Source organism: Pseudomonas sp. KNUC1026 (genome assembly GCF_021650705.1).
GTDB lineage: Bacteria > Pseudomonadota > Gammaproteobacteria > Pseudomonadales > Pseudomonadaceae > Aquipseudomonas.
Genome location: NZ_CP087138.1, coordinates 4,621,172 through 4,637,500, shown reverse-complemented (window position 1 = coordinate 4,637,500; position 16,329 = coordinate 4,621,172). Strand labels below are relative to the sequence as shown.

General features: G+C 59.8%; 14 protein-coding genes and 2 pseudogenes (1 of these 16 running past the window's edge). 15 read left to right on the top strand and 1 reads right to left on the bottom strand.

Translation table 11 applies throughout. The features are described from left to right. On the bottom strand, window positions 1–385 hold the 5' portion of the coding sequence (locus LN139_RS21900; protein WP_236356942.1) for an acyl-CoA dehydrogenase. Its footprint begins 797 nt before the window's first position; only the first 385 of its 1,182 coding nucleotides appear in the window; its start codon is at window positions 383–385; its stop codon lies off the left edge, out of view. Window positions 386–531: 146 nt separating this feature from the next. Here LN139_RS21900 and gcvA point away from each other — a divergent pair. The 15 genes and pseudogenes from gcvA (at window position 532) to LN139_RS21825 (ending at window position 16,314) form a co-directional block, all read left to right on the top strand. Beyond that, a pseudogene (gene gcvA, locus LN139_RS21895) lies at window positions 532–1,439 on the top strand (transcriptional regulator GcvA). A 339-nt stretch (window positions 1,440–1,778) separates the two neighbouring features. Then, complete coding sequence (locus tag LN139_RS21890; RefSeq protein WP_236356940.1) at window positions 1,779–2,900, top strand: Re/Si-specific NAD(P)(+) transhydrogenase subunit alpha; 1,122 nt, start codon at window positions 1,779–1,781, stop codon at window positions 2,898–2,900. Between the two features lie 11 nt (window positions 2,901–2,911). Continuing rightward, a complete protein-coding gene (locus LN139_RS21885) occupies window positions 2,912–3,232 on the top strand; it encodes an NAD(P) transhydrogenase subunit alpha (protein WP_097089762.1) in 321 nt (106 codons plus the stop codon). Beyond that, window positions 3,229–4,665, top strand: coding sequence for an NAD(P)(+) transhydrogenase (Re/Si-specific) subunit beta (locus LN139_RS21880; RefSeq protein ID WP_236356938.1), 1,437 nt, complete (start codon window positions 3,229–3,231; stop codon window positions 4,663–4,665). Before LN139_RS21885 ends, LN139_RS21880 begins: the two co-directional genes overlap by 4 nt. Before the next feature lie 186 nt (window positions 4,666–4,851). Continuing rightward, complete coding sequence (locus LN139_RS21875) at window positions 4,852–6,345, top strand: acetyl-CoA hydrolase/transferase family protein (protein WP_236356936.1); 1,494 nt, start codon at window positions 4,852–4,854, stop codon at window positions 6,343–6,345. Window positions 6,346–6,667: 322 nt separating this feature from the next. Then, window positions 6,668–6,880 carry a DUF1127 domain-containing protein gene (locus tag LN139_RS21870; RefSeq protein ID WP_236356934.1) on the top strand — a complete coding sequence of 71 codons (213 nt, stop codon included), beginning with the start codon at window positions 6,668–6,670 and terminating at the stop codon, window positions 6,878–6,880. A 217-nt stretch (window positions 6,881–7,097) separates the two neighbouring features. After that, on the top strand, window positions 7,098–7,415 hold the full coding sequence (locus LN139_RS21865) for a DUF2388 domain-containing protein (RefSeq protein WP_329611056.1): 318 nt from the start codon (window positions 7,098–7,100) through the stop codon (window positions 7,413–7,415). Window positions 7,416–7,533: 118 nt separating this feature from the next. Next, window positions 7,534–7,827, top strand: coding sequence for a DUF2388 domain-containing protein (locus LN139_RS21860; RefSeq protein ID WP_236356930.1), 294 nt, complete (start codon window positions 7,534–7,536; stop codon window positions 7,825–7,827). Between the two features lie 38 nt (window positions 7,828–7,865). Next, window positions 7,866–8,186, top strand: coding sequence for a DUF2388 domain-containing protein (locus LN139_RS21855; RefSeq protein ID WP_236356928.1), 321 nt, complete (start codon window positions 7,866–7,868; stop codon window positions 8,184–8,186). Next, window positions 8,183–10,140, top strand: a pseudogene (locus LN139_RS21850) (DUF7844 domain-containing protein). The gene LN139_RS21855 and the pseudogene LN139_RS21850 overlap by 4 nt, the downstream one beginning before the upstream one ends. A gap of 164 nt (window positions 10,141–10,304) precedes the next feature. Then, window positions 10,305–11,615, top strand: coding sequence for a T6SS effector BTH_I2691 family protein (locus tag LN139_RS21845; protein ID WP_236356926.1), 1,311 nt, complete (start codon window positions 10,305–10,307; stop codon window positions 11,613–11,615). Further along, entirely contained in the window at window positions 11,600–13,372 is a 1,773-nt protein-coding gene (locus LN139_RS21840; RefSeq protein ID WP_236356924.1) for a hypothetical protein, read from the top strand. Before LN139_RS21845 ends, LN139_RS21840 begins: the two co-directional genes overlap by 16 nt. Beyond that, window positions 13,369–14,148, top strand: coding sequence for a DUF6708 domain-containing protein (locus tag LN139_RS21835; RefSeq protein ID WP_236356923.1), 780 nt, complete (start codon window positions 13,369–13,371; stop codon window positions 14,146–14,148). Before LN139_RS21840 ends, LN139_RS21835 begins: the two co-directional genes overlap by 4 nt. A gap of 85 nt (window positions 14,149–14,233) precedes the next feature. After that, window positions 14,234–15,541: a CitMHS family transporter gene (locus tag LN139_RS21830; RefSeq protein ID WP_236356922.1), complete on the top strand. Its 1,308-nt coding sequence runs from the start codon at window positions 14,234–14,236 to the stop codon at window positions 15,539–15,541. A gap of 32 nt (window positions 15,542–15,573) precedes the next feature. Next, window positions 15,574–16,314 (top strand): TerC family protein, encoded by a 741-nt coding sequence (locus LN139_RS21825; RefSeq protein WP_236356920.1) that lies wholly within the window; start codon window positions 15,574–15,576, stop codon window positions 16,312–16,314. Window positions 16,315–16,329: the final 15 nt, after the last annotated feature.

Sequence of the window (16,329 nt, the reverse complement as noted above, 5' to 3'; positions counted from 1 at the left end):
CGAGCTTGGGCAGGTACTTCTGTTTCTGTGCCTCGCTCCCGAATTCATGGATGGGCACCATCACGAGTGAGGATTGCACACTCATCATTGAGCGGTAGCCCGAGTCGATGCGCTCCACCTCACGGGCTATGAGCCCGTAGCACACGTTATTGAGGCCGCTGCCGCCGTATTGCTCGGGGAGCGTGGCGCCAAGCAAGCCGACCTCGCCCATCTCGCGGAAGATGGCGACGTCAGTGCGCTCATGGCGGAATGCATCCAATACCCTGGGCAAAAGGCTTTCCTGGGCGAACTGCGCTGCGCTGTCGCGCACCATTCGCTCTTCGTCGCTCAGCTGCTGATCGAGCAAAAGTGGGTCAGCCCAATTGAAACTCGCTTTGGCGGCCATCTGCATTACCTCGTGGAAGTCAGTGCATCAAGCCTAGCCAAGCCTGCCAACCCGCTCAAACGAAGAAATTGCAGCCTGTTGTGTTGATTTCTCACTCCGAAAAGCGCAAAACCCGATCTATCAACCAATTAAAAAGGCACAGCAAGATGCGCCGCAAGATTCCCAGCACTGCCGCCCTTATCAGCTTCGAGGCGGCAGCCCGGCATGAAAGCTTCACTCGCGCGGCGCAGGAGCTCTCACTCACCCAAGGCGCGGTGTGCCGCCAGATCGCATCGCTTGAAGCCTTTCTCAATGTCGAGCTGTTCAAGCGTACCCGCCGTGGCGTGAAGTTGACCGAGGCGGGCCTGGCCTATAGCCGCAGGGTCAGTGAGCAATTGGACGCCGTGGAGCGCGACACGCTGTCGATCATGGGCCAGCAGGGCAGCAATGCGCTGGAGCTGGCAGTAGTACCCACCTTCGGAACGCAATGGCTACTCCCCAGGTTGGGGGACTTTCAGCGGCAACATCCCCAGGCCATGGTGAACCTGACCAACCGCACACGCCCTTTCCTGTTCGCCGACACCCCTTTTGACGCTGCTATCTATTACGGCGATGCCGACTGGCCAGGCACCCAGGCCTTCCGCTTGATGGCAGAAAACGCGGTCCCCGTATGCAGCCCCGCATTATTGAACGATGGCGAGCCGCTGGCCCCTGCCGAGATCGCCAAGCGCCCCTTGCTTCAGCAGAGCACCCGCCCCTATGCATGGCGGCAGTGGTTCAACCACTGCGGGGTGCAGGCCGCCCGAGACATGACCGGCCCCCGCTACGAGCTGTTCTCGATGCTGGCCATGGCCGCCAGCCATGGCATGGGTATAGCCCTCATCCCCCCTTCCTGATCTCTCGCGAACTGGCTAGCGGGCAGCTTGTAATCGCAAACCCCTCGACCGCGCCCAGTGAAAAGGCCTATTACCTGATGGTGCCGGATCGAAAGGCGCAGAACAGCTTGGTCAAAAGTTTCAAGGACTGGTTGATCGAAAGTTCCGGCAAGTATTCCCGGAATGCATTGCACCTATAACTCAAAACAAATAACCCGAGAGAATAGGAGCTATAACTCGGCGAATTCCGGGGAAGAATAGGAGCTATGAATATTATTAGCCTGTGTGCTATTTCGAACACTGCGGCAAATTATCGCAAATCTAATTTTTCTATATAAATCAATTATTTATCAATAATAATCAACCACTTAAACGCTTCAACTAAAAACATTCAATTTACTCAGTTGCAACTTCTCCGCTTTCATACGCACAATGCATCCTCCCGGCTCCTCGGACCGGCCCCGACCCTCAACATTGGGCACACACGCGCTATCGGCGCGCGCGGCTGTTTGCGCAAAAAACCGCAGGAGAATAAAAAGGTGCATATAGGCGTCCCTCTCGAAACTTACCCTGGCGAAACGCGGGTAGCGGCAACACCCGAGACGATCAAGAAACTGCTCGGCCAGGGCCACCGTGTGACCGTGGAGCGTGGCGCAGGTACATCGGCAAGCATTACCGATGCCGCCTATGAGGCAGTTGGTGCTCAATTGGGAAGTGCGGACCAAGCGCTGGGTGCCGACGTTGTGCTCAAGGTAATAGCACCCTCCGAACAGGAGCTGGCCTCGATCAACGCCAGTGGCGTGCTGATCGGCATGCTCAACCCCTTCGACAACAGCAACATCGCCCGAATGGCAGCGCGCGGCATCACTGCGTTTTCGCTGGAAGCGGCGCCCCGCACGTCGCGAGCGCAGAGCCTGGACGTGTTGTCGTCGCAAGCCAATATCGCCGGCTACCGTGCCGTGCTGCTGGCTACCCAGTATTACCCGCGTTTCATGCCCATGCTGATGACCGCCGCCGGCACCGTCAAAGCCGCACGCGTGCTGGTGCTGGGCGCAGGAGTGGCCGGCTTGCAGGCCATCGCAACCGCCAAGCGCCTGGGCGCAGTGATCGAGGCTTCCGACGTGCGCCCTGCTGTAAAGGAGCAGATCGAATCGCTTGGCGCCAAATTCATCGACGTGCCGTTCGAAACCGATGAAGAGCGCGAGTGCGCGCAAGGCGTAGGCGGCTATGCCCGCCCGATGCCTGCCAGCTGGATGCAGCGCCAGGCGCAGGCCGTGCACGAGCGAGCCAAACAGGCCGATATCGTCATCACTACCGCGCTGATCCCTGGGCGCAAGGCGCCGACCCTGCTCAGCGCCGAGACGGTTGCGCAGATGAAGCCCGGTGCGGTGATCGTAGACCTAGCCGCCGTGCAAGGCGGCAACTGCCCGCTGACCCAGGCCGACCAGGTGGTGGTGCAGAACGGCGTAACCATTGTCGGCCCCAGCAACCTGCCCGCCCAGGTATCCGCCGATGCCTCGGCGCTGTACTCCCGCAATCTGCTCGACTTCACCCGGTTGATCTTCGACGCGCAAGGCAACCTGAACATCAACCTGGAAGACGACATCGTCGCCGCCTGCCTGATGTGCCGTGACGGCCAGGCCGTGCGCAAGAACGCCTGAGGAGTACTGCTATGGAAGACATGCTGATTTCCCACGGGGTCTACAACCTCATCATTTTCGTGCTAGCCATCTACGTGGGTTACCACGTGGTATGGAACGTCACTCCCGCGCTGCACACACCGCTGATGGCCGTTACCAATGCAATCTCTGCCATCGTGATCGTTGGCGCAATGCTGGCTGCCGCGCTGACCGTTACGCCTTTGGGCAAGGTCATGGGGGTTCTGGCCGTCGCCTTGGCAGCGGTCAACGTGTTCGGGGGCTTCCTGGTCACCCGCCGCATGCTGGAAATGTTCAAGAAGAAAGACAAGAAAGCCGAGGGCAACAAGCCATGAGCATGAACCTGGTCACCTTGCTGTACCTCATCGCTTCGGTGTGTTTCATCCAGGCGCTCAAGGGGCTTTCGCACCCGACCACCTCGCGCCGCGGCAACCTGTTCGGCATGGCCGGCATGGCAATCGCTGCGCTGACTACGGTCGCGCTGATCTTCAAGCTGGGCAGCGAACTGGCAGTCACCGGCCTTGCCTGGGTAATCCTCGGCCTGCTGATCGGTGGCAGCGCAGGCGCGGTCATGGCCAAGCGTGTCGAGATGACCAAGATGCCGGAGCTGGTCGCGTTCATGCACAGCATGATCGGCCTGGCCGCAGTGTTCATCGCTGTGGCGGCAGTGGTGGAGCCGCAATCGCTGGGTATCGTTGCGCTGCTGGGCGACCCGATCCCCGCCGGCAACCGCCTTGAGCTGTTCCTGGGCGCGGCTATCGGCGCGATCACCTTTTCCGGTTCGGTCATCGCCTTCGGCAAGCTCTCGGGCAAGTACAAGTTCCGCCTGTTCCAGGGTGCGCCCGTGCAGTTCAGCGGGCAACATATGCTCAACCTCGCACTCGGCCTGGCGACGCTCGGCCTGGGGCTGACGTTCATGTTCACCGGCAACTACACAGCCTTCGCCCTGATGCTGGCGCTGGCCTTCGTGCTCGGCGTGCTGATCATCATCCCTATCGGCGGTGCCGACATGCCGGTGGTGGTGTCGATGCTCAACAGCTATTCGGGCTGGGCTGCTGCAGGGATCGGCTTTTCACTGAACAACTCGATGCTGATCGTTGCAGGCTCGCTGGTCGGCTCGTCCGGCGCGATCCTGTCCTACATCATGTGCAAGGCCATGAACCGCTCGTTCTTCAACGTCATCCTCGGCGGTTTCGGTGGTGCAGTGGATGCTGGCAGCGGCGGTGGCAGCCAGGAGCAGCGCCCGGTCAAGTCTGGCTCGCCCGACGACGCTTCGTTCCTGCTGAGCAATGCCGACAGCGTGATCATTGTGCCGGGTTATGGCCTGGCCGTGGCGCGCGCCCAGCACGCGCTCAAGGAGCTGACCGAGAAGCTCACCCACAAGGGTGTGACGGTGAAATACGCCATTCACCCGGTCGCGGGCCGCATGCCGGGCCACATGAACGTACTGTTGGCCGAGGCAGAGGTGCCCTATGACCAGGTGTTCGAGATGGAGGACATCAACGCCGAGTTCGGCCAGGCCGATGTGGTACTGGTACTGGGCGCCAACGACGTGGTGAACCCGGCCGCCAAGAACGACCCCAAATCTCCGATTGCCGGGATGCCTATCCTGGAGGCGTTCAAGGCACGCACCATCATCGTCAACAAACGCTCGATGGCCAGCGGCTACGCAGGCCTCGATAACGAGCTGTTCTACCTGGACAAGACCATGATGGTGTTCGGGGATGCCAAGAAGGTCATCGAGGACATGGTCAAAGCTGTCGAGTAAGGCCCGGCTATCTTCAAACAAGCCCTGCCCCCTTGACCGGGGTCAGGGCTTTTTTGCGTGATCTGCAATAGTGTTTTGCACCAAAAGCCTACCCTAGAGCCTTCCCTTACGACCTTGGTAGCGGGACGCACTCACATTGGAGGCCCTAGACTTCGCACCCTGCTTCCGTGTTTCGAGATAACGATCATGTACTCCGACCGCATCCGCATGCCCGCCTTGCAGAACAAGGTGATGACCGCGGCAGACGCCGCAGCCTTTATCGAAGACGGCATGACCGTCGGCATGAGCGGCTTTACCCGTGCAGGCGAAGCCAAGGCCGTGCCGCAGGCGCTGGCCCAGCGCGCGCTCCAGCACCCGTTGAAGATCACCCTGATGACCGGTGCCAGCCTGGGCAACGACCTGGACAAACAACTGACCGAAGCCGGCGTGCTGGCAAGGCGCATGCCGTTCCAAGTCGACAGCACCCTGCGCAAAGCCATTAACGATGGCAAGGTGATGTTCATCGACCAGCATTTGTCGGAGACCGTGGAGCAACTGCGCAACCGGCAAATCCACCCGGTGGACGTCGCCGTGGTCGAGGCGATCGCATTGACCGAAGAAGGCCACATCGTGCCGAGCACCTCGGTCGGTAACTCGGCGAGCTTTGCGATCCTGGCCAAAAAGGTGATCATCGAGATCAACCTGTCCCAGCCGCTGTCGCTGGAAGGCCTGCACGACATCTATATCCCCACCTACCGCCCGACCCGCCAGCCGATCCCTGTGCTGCGCGCCGATAGCCGCATCGGCGGCACGGCCATCCCGATCGACCCGGCCAAGATCGTCGGTATCGTGATCAGCGAGCAAACCGATTCGCCTTCCACAGTGCTGCCGCCTGATGCTGAAACCAAAGCCATCGCCGACCACCTGGTGGCATTTTTCACCAGTGAAGTGGAGCAAGGGCGCCTGACGCCGCAACTCATGCCACTGCAAGCAGGCATCGGCACCATCGCCAATGCGGTGATGCACGGCCTGCTGGATTCACCGTTCGAAAACCTGAGCATGTATTCCGAAGTGCTGCAGGACTCAACGTTCGACCTGTTCGACTCAGGCAAGCTGGCGTTCGCCTCAGGCAGCTCCATGACCCTGTCGGCGCCCAAGCATGAGCAGGTGTTCGCTGATTTCGATCGGTACAAATCCCGCCTGGTGCTGCGCCCTCAGGAAATCTCCAACCACCCGGAAGTGATCCGCCGCCTGGGTATCATCGGCATCAACACGGCCCTGGAGTTCGACATCTACGGCAACGTCAATTCCACCCATGTGTGTGGCACCCGCATGATGAATGGCATCGGCGGCTCGGGCGATTTTGCCCGGAATGCTCACTTGGCAATCTTTGTGACCAAGTCGGTCGCCAAGGCCGGCGCGCTGTCGAGCGTGGTGCCGATGGTGAGCCATGTCGACCATACCGAACACGATGTGGACATTCTGGTTACCGAACAAGGCCTGGCCGACCTGCGCGGGCTCGCCCCTCGGGAAAGGGCGCGAGTGATCATTGACAACTGCGTGCACCCAGCTTACAGAGCAGCACTGAACAGCTACTACGAGCGCGCCTGTGAACGCGGCGGGCACACGCCGCACGTGCTCCGCGAAGCACTAGCCTGGCACATCAATGCCGAAGAGACAGGCAAGATGCTCATCGATTGACGGCCGATCTGTTTGACTGAGAGCGGTACAGTTTAGAGGGGGAGTGCGGCGCCCTGTCGCACCTCACTAAAACTGTTCTACTGTACCGCTCGAAAACACCCTATTCCCGTTATAAACCCCATCCCTTTCTTTATAAATGCACCAAACAGGTGCGAACCAGTACAGTTTGCCCCAAAATGAGCGCAACAGGGGGCTATAACAGCTGACTGACTGACCACAATATTGCACAACTGTACCTTTAGCGACGGCCTCGGGAAGCGCATCATTTGTTCCAAGTTCAAACCACTTCTCTAGTCCCGCCAAAAGCGGAAGGATGATCACCATGGAACGTACCCTCAGTTCCGGCATTCAGTTCAAACAACGCGCCGCTCAACCTACCTCGTTGATGCTCCGCGTAGCCGCTAACGTGAGCCTGTGGCAGCGCCGCATCGCCAGCCGCCATCAACTGGCTCGCCTGGATTCGCGCCTTCTGGCCGACGCCGGCATCAGCGAATCCCAGCGCTACGAAGAGCTGAGCAAGCCTTTCTGGCGTTGATGCCAGCGCGAGCGAAGCTCGCAAGGCATTCCAAAACCCGCACGGTGTTCCCGATGCGGGTTTTTTGTTGCCTGTTCAGAGGGTTATCGAATCCAATAACAGTTTCTATGAGTTAAAAAATTACCAGTACAGTTTTCGCTTGGCTTACCTACTCTGGAACCTTGCGGCAGGAAAGGCTCTAATGAGCCGCTTGCCTTCCGACTTCGAGACCCTGCCCATGAAAGCTGTCCATTACACCGGCGCCTTGTTACTGGTTATGTCCTGCGGCGCGAACGCCAGCAGCTTCGTCGTAACCACAGATGCACTGGTGCGTGGCGTGAACGCCAGTACCAATGCAACTTCCGACGCAACCTCCTCGCTGCGTGACAACAAGATCGTGCGCGCTGCCCGCGAAGACGCCGCCAGTTTCGTAGCCACCTCTGGCGAAGTGCGAGGGGCACAGCTGGAGAGCGCCTTTGCCTTCATCCGTAGCCAGCAGCCAACGCTGCAGGCCTCTGATGCCAAACTGGCGCAGGCCATTCTGGCCGCCCAATGACGGCGTCGGCGCGATGAAAGTTTGTACATTAATGTTTCCCGAGCCACCTTCAGGGCTAGCCCGCTCCAGAGCGTTCCGCTAGCCTTGCTGCTCATGTTTCACAGCTATTGGCAGTTCGATGCACAAACTCCTACCGCTTTGCCTCCTGTTGGCCTGGGCGAGCAGCGCTCAGGCGTTCGACACCACTACCCAAGGCGTGGTCATCAGTGGGTATGTCACCAGCAAGCTGACCAGCACGCCGTTCGAACACAAGCTTGTCAGTGCAGCTCAGGATGACGCGGCAGCTTTCGTCGCCAGCGGCGGTGATATCCGCGGAGCCAGGCTTGAAGCAGCGCTAGGCCACCTGCGTGAGCACCACCCCAAACTTCATGCGGGCGACCTTGAACTGGCGCAGGCCATCCTCGTCCAATGAGCACTTATCGTTACCGCAACCCCCGGAGACACCCTTAGATGCGCAAGTCGTTGATCGCGGCCACCCTCAGCCTGCTCGCAGTGGCGGACCTCGCCCAGGCCCACACCCTGGTGGCTACCAGTAACATCATCGTCCGTGCCTTCGGCCGCTCGATCGACTTTACCTCCGATACCACCACTTCGGTCCGTGACTCCAAGGTGGTGATGGCCGCCAAGGACGACGCCGCCAGCTACGTCGCCAGCAGCGGCGGCTACCGTGGCGTGCAACTGGAAGCTGCATTCAATACGCTGCGCGCGCACCTGCCCGAAGCGGAAGGTGCAAGCGATCAGCAGTTGGCAGAGGCTATCCTCGCACTGTGAGGTGCCTGGTCGGCTGGCTGCTGGGCGTGGTGCTCTGGGCCGGTACCAGCAGTGCGATGGCAGCCCTGGCGCTCGAACTGGATACCCAAGGTTTGAGCACAGCGCAGCAAAGCGCCAGCCAAACCCTGCTTGATGATGCCATGGCGCACCTGCCGCCAAGCTTCAAGCAGCGGCTCGACCGTACGGTCAGCGTGCGCTGGTCAGATGCCCTTCCGGCGGCGGCTTACGGCGAGGCCAGCCCAGTTTCGGAGTTGGAGCTCAATCTCAAGCTGCTGCCCGGCCTTACCGACGGCAGCGCTGCAACCCAGCAGACCGGCCGCCCCCACGGCACCGTACGCCAGGAACTGCTGGCCACTGTGCTGCATGAGCTCACCCACATCTATGACCGCGCCCGCCTCTGGCCTGCCGAGCAACGCGCGGTAATCCTGCGTTGCCAGCGGCAAATGCAGGCCAATGGTGATGTGGGCCTGGCCGACGATTGCCGTGGCGAAACCGACCGCCGCTTCACCCTGAGTGATGACCCTCGCCTTCTGGACCTGGCCGGCTGGCCGCAGTCGATCGGCCAACGCGGGCAGCGCGAGGTAGACAACCGCCAGATCGCGCGCAGCCCGGACCTCTACGAGACCACCAACGCTCGTGAGTTCGTGGCGGTCAACATGGAGTATTTCCTGCTCGACCCCAGCTACCCCTGCCGCCGGCCTGAACTCTTCGCATGGTACAAGGCGCAGTTCGGCTGGGCACCGGATAAGGCCGCGCAGTGCCCCAGCGAGTTGCCCTACCTGAACGCTGGCAGTGATTTCGCCCGCGAGCCATTGGGCAAGATCGACCCCGAGCGGGTCTATGAAGTGGACTATCTGCTGGCCGAAGCCAACCAGAACTGGGTAAGCCGCTGGGGCCACAGCATGCTGCGCCTGGTGATCTGCGCCCCGGCCGCCCTCGCGGGCCGGATTGCCGGCTGGACCTGGACCAGAGCCTGGTACTGTCGTATCGCGCGTTCGTCAACGATGTACAGCTCTCGACCTGGGGCGGCCTGAATGGCCAATATCCATCGCGGCTGTTCGTGCTGCCGCTGAATCAGGTCATCGACGAATACACCAAGATCGAACTGCGCAGCCTGGCGTCGGTACCACTCAAGCTCGACCGGGCCCAGATCGAATCCTTGGTGCGCCACGCCGCTGAAATGCACTGGAGCTACGACGGCAGCTACTATTTCCTCTCCAACAATTGCGCAGTAGAGACCCTCAAGTTGCTGCGCAGCGGTACCGACGTGGGTTCCCTGGAGGGCTTGGACAGTATCGTACCCAACGGCTTGCTGCGCGTGCTGCAAGGCCGGGGCCTGGCCGACACCCATGTGCTGGATGACAAGAAAGAAGCCCTGCGCCGCGGTTACCTGTTCGACTCCTACCGTGACCGTTACGACGCGATGTTCAAGGTGGTACGCGAGCGCTTGCCGATCAAACAAAAGAGCGTCGAACAGTGGCTTGAGCAAAACCCGGAAGATCGCCGCCCCTGGTTCGAGCAGGCCGACCTGCGAGCCAGCGCCGCCTTGCTGTTACTTGAACAGGCAGGCTTTCGGCGGCAATTGCTGCTGGCACAGGACGAGGTCAAACAACGCTACCTCAATGCTCGCGCCGCCAACGACCCGAACGTTGCCAATGCCAACGGCACTCTGGAAGCGATACTGGCCGGCAGCGGCTTCCTCAGCCGCCCGGCAGAGCTGCTGGGCAGCGATGGCTACGGGCTGCCCCAACAAGGCGAATGGCAGCGCCTGGAGCGCGAAAGCAGCGAACGGCAGAAGAAACTCCAGCAGCTCAACGTCAGCCTGGACAAGGAAATCCGTGCCCTGTTGAGTCCCGAGCGCGTGCAGGGCATCGAGGCCAGTGAAGCGAACCTCAAGCTGATCGGCCAGCACTTGCGCGACCTGCACAAGGCTAGCGGTGGGCTGACGCTGTAGCTCAAATACGAAACCGACCGAGTCCGGGTTTCAGAGCTTCGCCTATTCAACCGCCCGTTCCCGGCATGCTCCCATGCGCTTCCCGAGCAGCCGGAACGGGTTCCCCCCGCCATGAAGCAGCACTCCCCCTCGAAATCCTCCTGGCCGAGAACGACCCGGTGCCGGTGGGCCGTTGTGCCACCTGCCAGCGCGCTGGCTTGCCGATCCTGCCGCTGCGCAGTGCCTTTGCCACGCCGGCCGGTGATATCGACGCCGATGTAACCACAGCGCAATTGGGCCAGTTGCGCACACTGCGACAGGGTTACCTGTACGTCCTGCTCGACGCCCGGGTATGGCAGGCCTACGAGGTGACCGAGCAAGGCCTGTTGCGGCAGTTCGTGCCGTTGCAGATGCCGCTCGCCCCGCCGGCGCCGGTCACCGAGCAGTGCATCCGTAACAATCACCAGCTTCCTGCTTCGTTCATCAATATCGACACCGCCCGCTACAGCAAGGCCTGGCTGGCTTTCGCCAATGATCCCTGGCCGGGTGAGGTGCTCGATCTTTATAAAAAGGCCGTCCAAGGCGGGTCGCCGCTAGGGGCGCGCTTTCGGAAAGTGGACCTTGCGGTCGCCCGCGAACAGCCGGCGCAGCTCGGCATCGCCATGGCGGCTAAGCACATGGGCCTGGATTCGGTGCTGGAATTTGCAACCCGACAGCTTGATAAATTCGCCAGCACTCACGGCTTCTGCTCGCGCTGGAAACTGCCCCACGTATTTCAGGCCTACATCCAGACACTGACCGAGCGCGAAAAACTGCCGCAAGGCGTGCTGGCGATCACCCTCGATGACCCGGTCGGCGTGCTGCAAGAGCTCAACGCCCAGCGCCTGGCGCGGTTCGAGGCCATGCAGCAATGGCGGGCCGAGCCGCAGCGGCGGTTTGAATACTTCACCTCGCAAACGCTGCTTGGGCTGCGCGCGGCCTATGAGCGTAGTGCAGAGGCGCAGGCGGAGGAAGCGGTCAAAGAGAAGCGTGCGCGTCGCGAGAAATGGAACAGCGGCTATTTCGGAGAAAAGGCAGCGCTGCCGCCAGTCAGCGCCGCTGCGGTCACTGCACAGCATCGCAAGGAGGCATTGGCCCGGCTCGATGAACGCTATGACGAAAGTGCCCGAGCGGCATTCGATACGGCCTACCAACGCGAGCTGGATCGGTGGCAGAAGAGCGTCGATGATTTGGGCTCACTGTACGCACAGCAAAGCACCGATCCCTTATTCACCCTAATCGCTGAAAACGACTACAGCGCCGACTGCTCGCTGTCGCTTCAGGGTTTCATCCAGATGGTATCGGCCGTGCTGGCGGCGGGCCGACCGAGCGGCTATCCGTTGAAGATCAGCCACTGGGGCCGACCCAGGCACTATGGAAACGCCTGCTCGAAGACACCGACAGCCTGTTCTATCAAAGTCTGCTGGCCAAGCATCAAGCTTTGCTGGAACAAGTGAAAACCGGCCTCGCCGGCGATGAACTGTACAAGGTGTACGACAGTATCAAGGGCCTGATCACCAGCGATGAGGGCAAGAAGCTGATGACCGAGGCAGTGCAGAACGCCAGCGCCCAGCTGCTCGCCGCCGCCAACAATGCCCAGCACACCCTCGGCCCCCGGCTCAGCCAGCAGGCACGGGCGCTGGTCGGCCATCTCCACAGCATCGCCATGCTGCGCTATGCAGGCCTGTACTTCACGCCCATGATTGTGCAACTCACAGTTGGCGAATACCTCAAGCTGCTCAACAACACCCTGCGTACCCGCACTGAAGCCTTCATCAAGACGCTGGACGACAACCTGCGCAAACCGGGCCAGGCGAAAGTACGCGCAACAGTCATGAACGCCGCATTCACCGCTGCCATCTCAACCCGCAGCGAGAAGCTCATCACCGTCACACTCTGGACGCTGGAGAGTGCGGGTGCGCTCAACGCACGGCTTGCCCAGGCGGGCGAGCTCGCGCGTAACGGAGCAATGGCTAATGTGCGTGCCATCGGTATTGGGTTGGGCGGGCTGCAAAGTGGCCTGGCGAACAGCGTGCAGGAGCTGAAGATCAACGCCTCCATGGCGCAGTTGCTGGCCAGGAATGCGCTGTGGGACTTGCAGGATGCGGTGAAAGGATACAAGCCTGGGACCGCGCCGATGCTGCTGAGCCTGGGTGGGTTGTGGTTTCAGCAGGACAGTTTGCTGCGTAATTACAAAGCGCTGTTGGAGGTGGCGAGTGATGAACGGGCGGAGGCGCTGGCTGCAGTGGGGTCGGCAACATTTGGGGTGATCGGGATGGGAGTTGAGGCAGCGGGGTTTGCGGTGCAGGTGGCGCGGCCTGGGTGGGTGGTGGGCGCAGGGATAAATGCAACGACGTTGGGAGTGGAGATTGCGAAACGAGGTGCGGCTATCGCGGCGTTGGCTGGGATCGCGGATGCTGTTTCGTATTACACAGCAGCTATCAGAAGCTATCTGCAGAAAGATGCAGCAGCAGGCTTCGACTACGTGATTGCCGGGACAGCTTCCTTAGCTTCATCAGCCTTTTTTATTTACGCAGCACTAGGTGCCTCTTATGTCCTTGGCGCAACAGGTATTGGGATCGCGTTCATGCTGGTTGCCTATGTATTTTTCAAAAGCGCTAAAAACCTCGAGTCAGCCGCGATTGAAAATTGGGTAAGAAAGACTTTGTGGGGGTTGCCCATGGAGGCTAGGCAGTGGCTAAGCTCAAACCAGTTTGATATATCCACCAATGAACTGAACGTCGCTATTTTGGGGGCGTCGGCAGACGTTTCCGTCCAGATCAAATTGGTGGATGAGGGGGAGTCGTCCGATCAAACCGAAGCACCTATCTTCAGAGATGGTGCGTCAGTCGCAGCCCTAGCATATTTGAATTTCAAAATAATACTTCCGGAGTATCAAAAGGGACTGTCCCGCTATGCATTCAAGATAACGAGCAAGGCCACGGATTTTGATACGGCGCTTACATTGATATCGGGTAGTGAAGACGGCGATCTCGAGATACTCGATCCAACCTATTTTTCTGTACGCGCCATCAAATCACCTAGCGCTCGCAACGTAAGCATCTCGGAAAGCGAAAATGCTTTGAAAATAACGGGATCTCTTCAATTAAATCAAACGAATATCACTGATTTTCTTGAGGCTTCCGTGGATTATTGGCCTGATCATTCAAGAAATTCTCGGCCATTGAAAATCCTACATAAGAGCAAACAATGAGCTACAGTAGATCACCGAAATCCGACACGCCAAATTTAGCTCCGCCTTCACCAGGCTGGAAAAAAGACCTGGTCGATCCGGGAAGACATTTCGTATATACCATCTCGCATACGCCCATAAAACTTAATTTTAAAAGCAGGATTTTTTTAGAGATCCGCAGGTCCAGCTTATCGATTCGTGGGTTGGCGGCACTCTTTGGATTTTTATTCCTGCTATTGGTGCCTGTGTTGATTTACTTATTGGTTAACGGCTGGGCAACCATCGGCATCAGTTCCAAAGCAAGCGCAATTCTGATGCTGCCGATTATTCTTTGGATAGCTGTTATTGCACTGCGCATAGACTTGGAAACACCCTTGAACGAGCCGATCCGCTTCAACTACGCCCGCCAGAAACTATACGCTTATAATTTCAAATTCTGTCATTGGGCTGCTTGGCGCCCTTGGCCGATCAGAATCGTCATATACGACTGGCCACAAGTGCGTGCCGAACTTTGGTCAACTGGCTCTGGCACGCGCAATCGGTGCGGAATCATGCTATCAATCGTCAAACTCGGCACCAACAGAGTAATCGACCGATTTCCGCTGAATTACAACAACGCTTCCGAAGATCCCTGGCTTTATATCCACACCTACATGGAAAAAGGCCCCGACGCCCTCCCACCCTTCGACACCCCCCGCGACCCGAACGAACTCGTCTGGTACAGCCCCTTCCGCCGCTGGGCTCCCAAGGTCAAGTGGCCCGAAGACATCGACCGCGAATCCACCACCGCCCCCTGAGCCCGCCCGACGCACTCAGAAAGCCTCGTGAAAGCTTGCCCCAATACCATCGGCCCCAGAACACAAAAACAACAAGGGTGCTGCAATGTTGACTTTCCTTGGCTTTGCCATGGTCATCACCTTCATGGTGCTGATCATGACCAAACGGCTGTCTGCGCTCATCGCGCTGATCATCATCCCGATTCTCTTCGCCCTGTTCGGCGGTTTCGCCAGCAACATCGGCCCGATGATGCTCGAAGGCATCAGCAAACTGGCGCCGACCGGCGTGATGCTGATGTTCGCCATTCTCTATTTCGCCCTGATGATCGACTCCGGCCTGTTCGACCCGGCCGTGCGCGGCATTCTGCGCCTGGTCAAGGGCGACCCGCTGAAGGTATCGGTGGGTACCGCCGTCCTGGCGCTGGTGGTGTCGCTCGATGGTGATGGCGCCACGACCTACATGATCTGCTGCGCTGCGTTGCTGCCGCTGTATCAACGCCTGGGCATGAGCCCTCGGCTGATGGCGGGGCTGATCATCCTGGCGGGCGGTGTGATGAACATGACGCCCTGGGGTGGCCCGACAGCGCGCGCTGCCAGCGCCCTGCATGTGGACCCTTCGGATATCTTCGTGCCGATGATCCCGGCCATGCTCGCCGGTGTAGTGGCGATCCTGCTGATCGCCTACTGGTACGGCAAGCGCGAGCGCGTACGCCTTGGCGAGCTGAAGTTACCCGACGACCCGAACGCGCACAGCGAGATCAGCGTGTCGCAGTTCCCCGAGGCGCGCCGGCCCAAGCTGTTGTGGTTCAACGCCCTGCTCACTTTGGTGCTGATGGTGGCGCTAATCAACGGCCTGCTGCCGCTGCCGGTGCTGTTCATGGTGGCGTTCAGCATCGCGATGATCGTGAACTACCCCTGCCTGCAAGCGCAGAAAGAACGCGTCGCCGCCCATGCGGGCAATGTGTTGGCGGTGGTCGGCCTGATTTTCGCGGCAGGCATCTTCACCGGCATCCTCTCTGGCACCGGCATGGTCAGCGCCATGTCGAAAAGCCTGCTGGCAGTGATTCCGGACGCCATGGGGCCTTACCTGGCGCCTATCACGGCGCTGGTGAGCATGCCGTTCACCTTCTTCATGTCCAACGACGCCTTCTATTACGGCGTGCTGCCGGTGCTGGCCGAAGCCGCCAGCCACTACGGCATCACACCGGTGGAGATGGCGCGCGCGTCGATCGTCGGGCAACCGGTGCATCTGCTCAGCCCATTGGTACCCTCGACCTACTTGCTGGTTGCGCTGGCGGGTATCGAATTTGGCGACCACCAGCGCTTCACCCTCAAATGGGCGGTGCTGGTGTGCCTGTGCATCCTGCTCGCGGCCCTGCTGCTGGGAACCTTCCCGCTGGTTGGCAGCCTGTAACCCCACTTCAATGAACGCTTAAAGGAACACGCATGGCCTGGTTGACCAGCCCCGAAATCTGGGTGGCTTTTTTCACGCTGACCGCACTGGAAATCGTGCTCGGCATCGACAACATCATCATGATTTCCATCCTGGTCAGCCGCATGCCCAAACCCATGCAGAGGCGCACACGGCTGTTCGGCCTCGCGCTGGCGATGGTCACGCGCATCCTGTTGTTGCTGTCGATCACCTGGGTGATGCGCCTGACTACCGACCTGTTCAGCGTTTTCGGCCAAGGCATCTCCGGCCGTGACCTGATTCTGCTGCTCGGCGGCCTGTTCCTGCTCTGGAAGAGCGCCCAGGAGATCTATCACGGGATGGAGGGCGAAGAGGAAGGCGGTGACGAGCCCAAAGGCAAAGGCGGCAATTTCTGGTTCACCATCATCCAGATCGCGATCATCGACATCGTCTTTTCGCTGGATTCGGTCATTACCGCCGTGGGGATGGTGTCGCACGTTCCGGTGATGATCGCCGCCATCGTGGTCGCCGTGCTGGTGATGATGCTGGCCTCAGGCGCGATCAGCCGCTTCATCGATGCGCACCCTTCCCTGAAAATGTTGGCGCTTTCGTTTCTGCTGGTGGTGGGTACCGTGTTGGTCGCCGAGGCATTCGACGTGCACGTGCCCAAGGGCTACGTTTACTTTGCGATGGCGTTTTCACTCGCCGTGGAGGCCATCAACATCCGGATGCGTACCAGTGTGGGCAAACGTAAAAGCAAGCCCGACCAGGAGTGAAATATTACAGTTTTG

What these genes read in the sequence shown, in the direction of transcription:
- LN139_RS21880 (WP_236356938.1), top strand. Translation starts at nt 3,229, where the DNA reads ATGAGCATGAACCTGGTCACCTTGCTGTACCTCATCGCTTCGGTGTGT.
- LN139_RS21835 (WP_236356923.1), top strand. Translation starts at nt 13,369, where the DNA reads ATGAGCTACAGTAGATCACCGAAATCCGACACGCCAAATTTAGCTCCG.
- LN139_RS21855 (WP_236356928.1), top strand. Translation starts at nt 7,866, where the DNA reads ATGCGCAAGTCGTTGATCGCGGCCACCCTCAGCCTGCTCGCAGTGGCG.
- LN139_RS21860 (WP_236356930.1), top strand. Translation starts at nt 7,534, where the DNA reads ATGCACAAACTCCTACCGCTTTGCCTCCTGTTGGCCTGGGCGAGCAGC.
- LN139_RS21830 (WP_236356922.1), top strand. Translation starts at nt 14,234, where the DNA reads ATGTTGACTTTCCTTGGCTTTGCCATGGTCATCACCTTCATGGTGCTG.
- LN139_RS21865 (WP_329611056.1), top strand. Translation starts at nt 7,098, where the DNA reads ATGAAAGCTGTCCATTACACCGGCGCCTTGTTACTGGTTATGTCCTGC.
- LN139_RS21875 (WP_236356936.1), top strand. Translation starts at nt 4,852, where the DNA reads ATGTACTCCGACCGCATCCGCATGCCCGCCTTGCAGAACAAGGTGATG.
- LN139_RS21870 (WP_236356934.1), top strand. Translation starts at nt 6,668, where the DNA reads ATGGAACGTACCCTCAGTTCCGGCATTCAGTTCAAACAACGCGCCGCT.
- LN139_RS21825 (WP_236356920.1), top strand. Translation starts at nt 15,574, where the DNA reads ATGGCCTGGTTGACCAGCCCCGAAATCTGGGTGGCTTTTTTCACGCTG.
- LN139_RS21885 (WP_097089762.1), top strand. Translation starts at nt 2,912, where the DNA reads ATGGAAGACATGCTGATTTCCCACGGGGTCTACAACCTCATCATTTTC.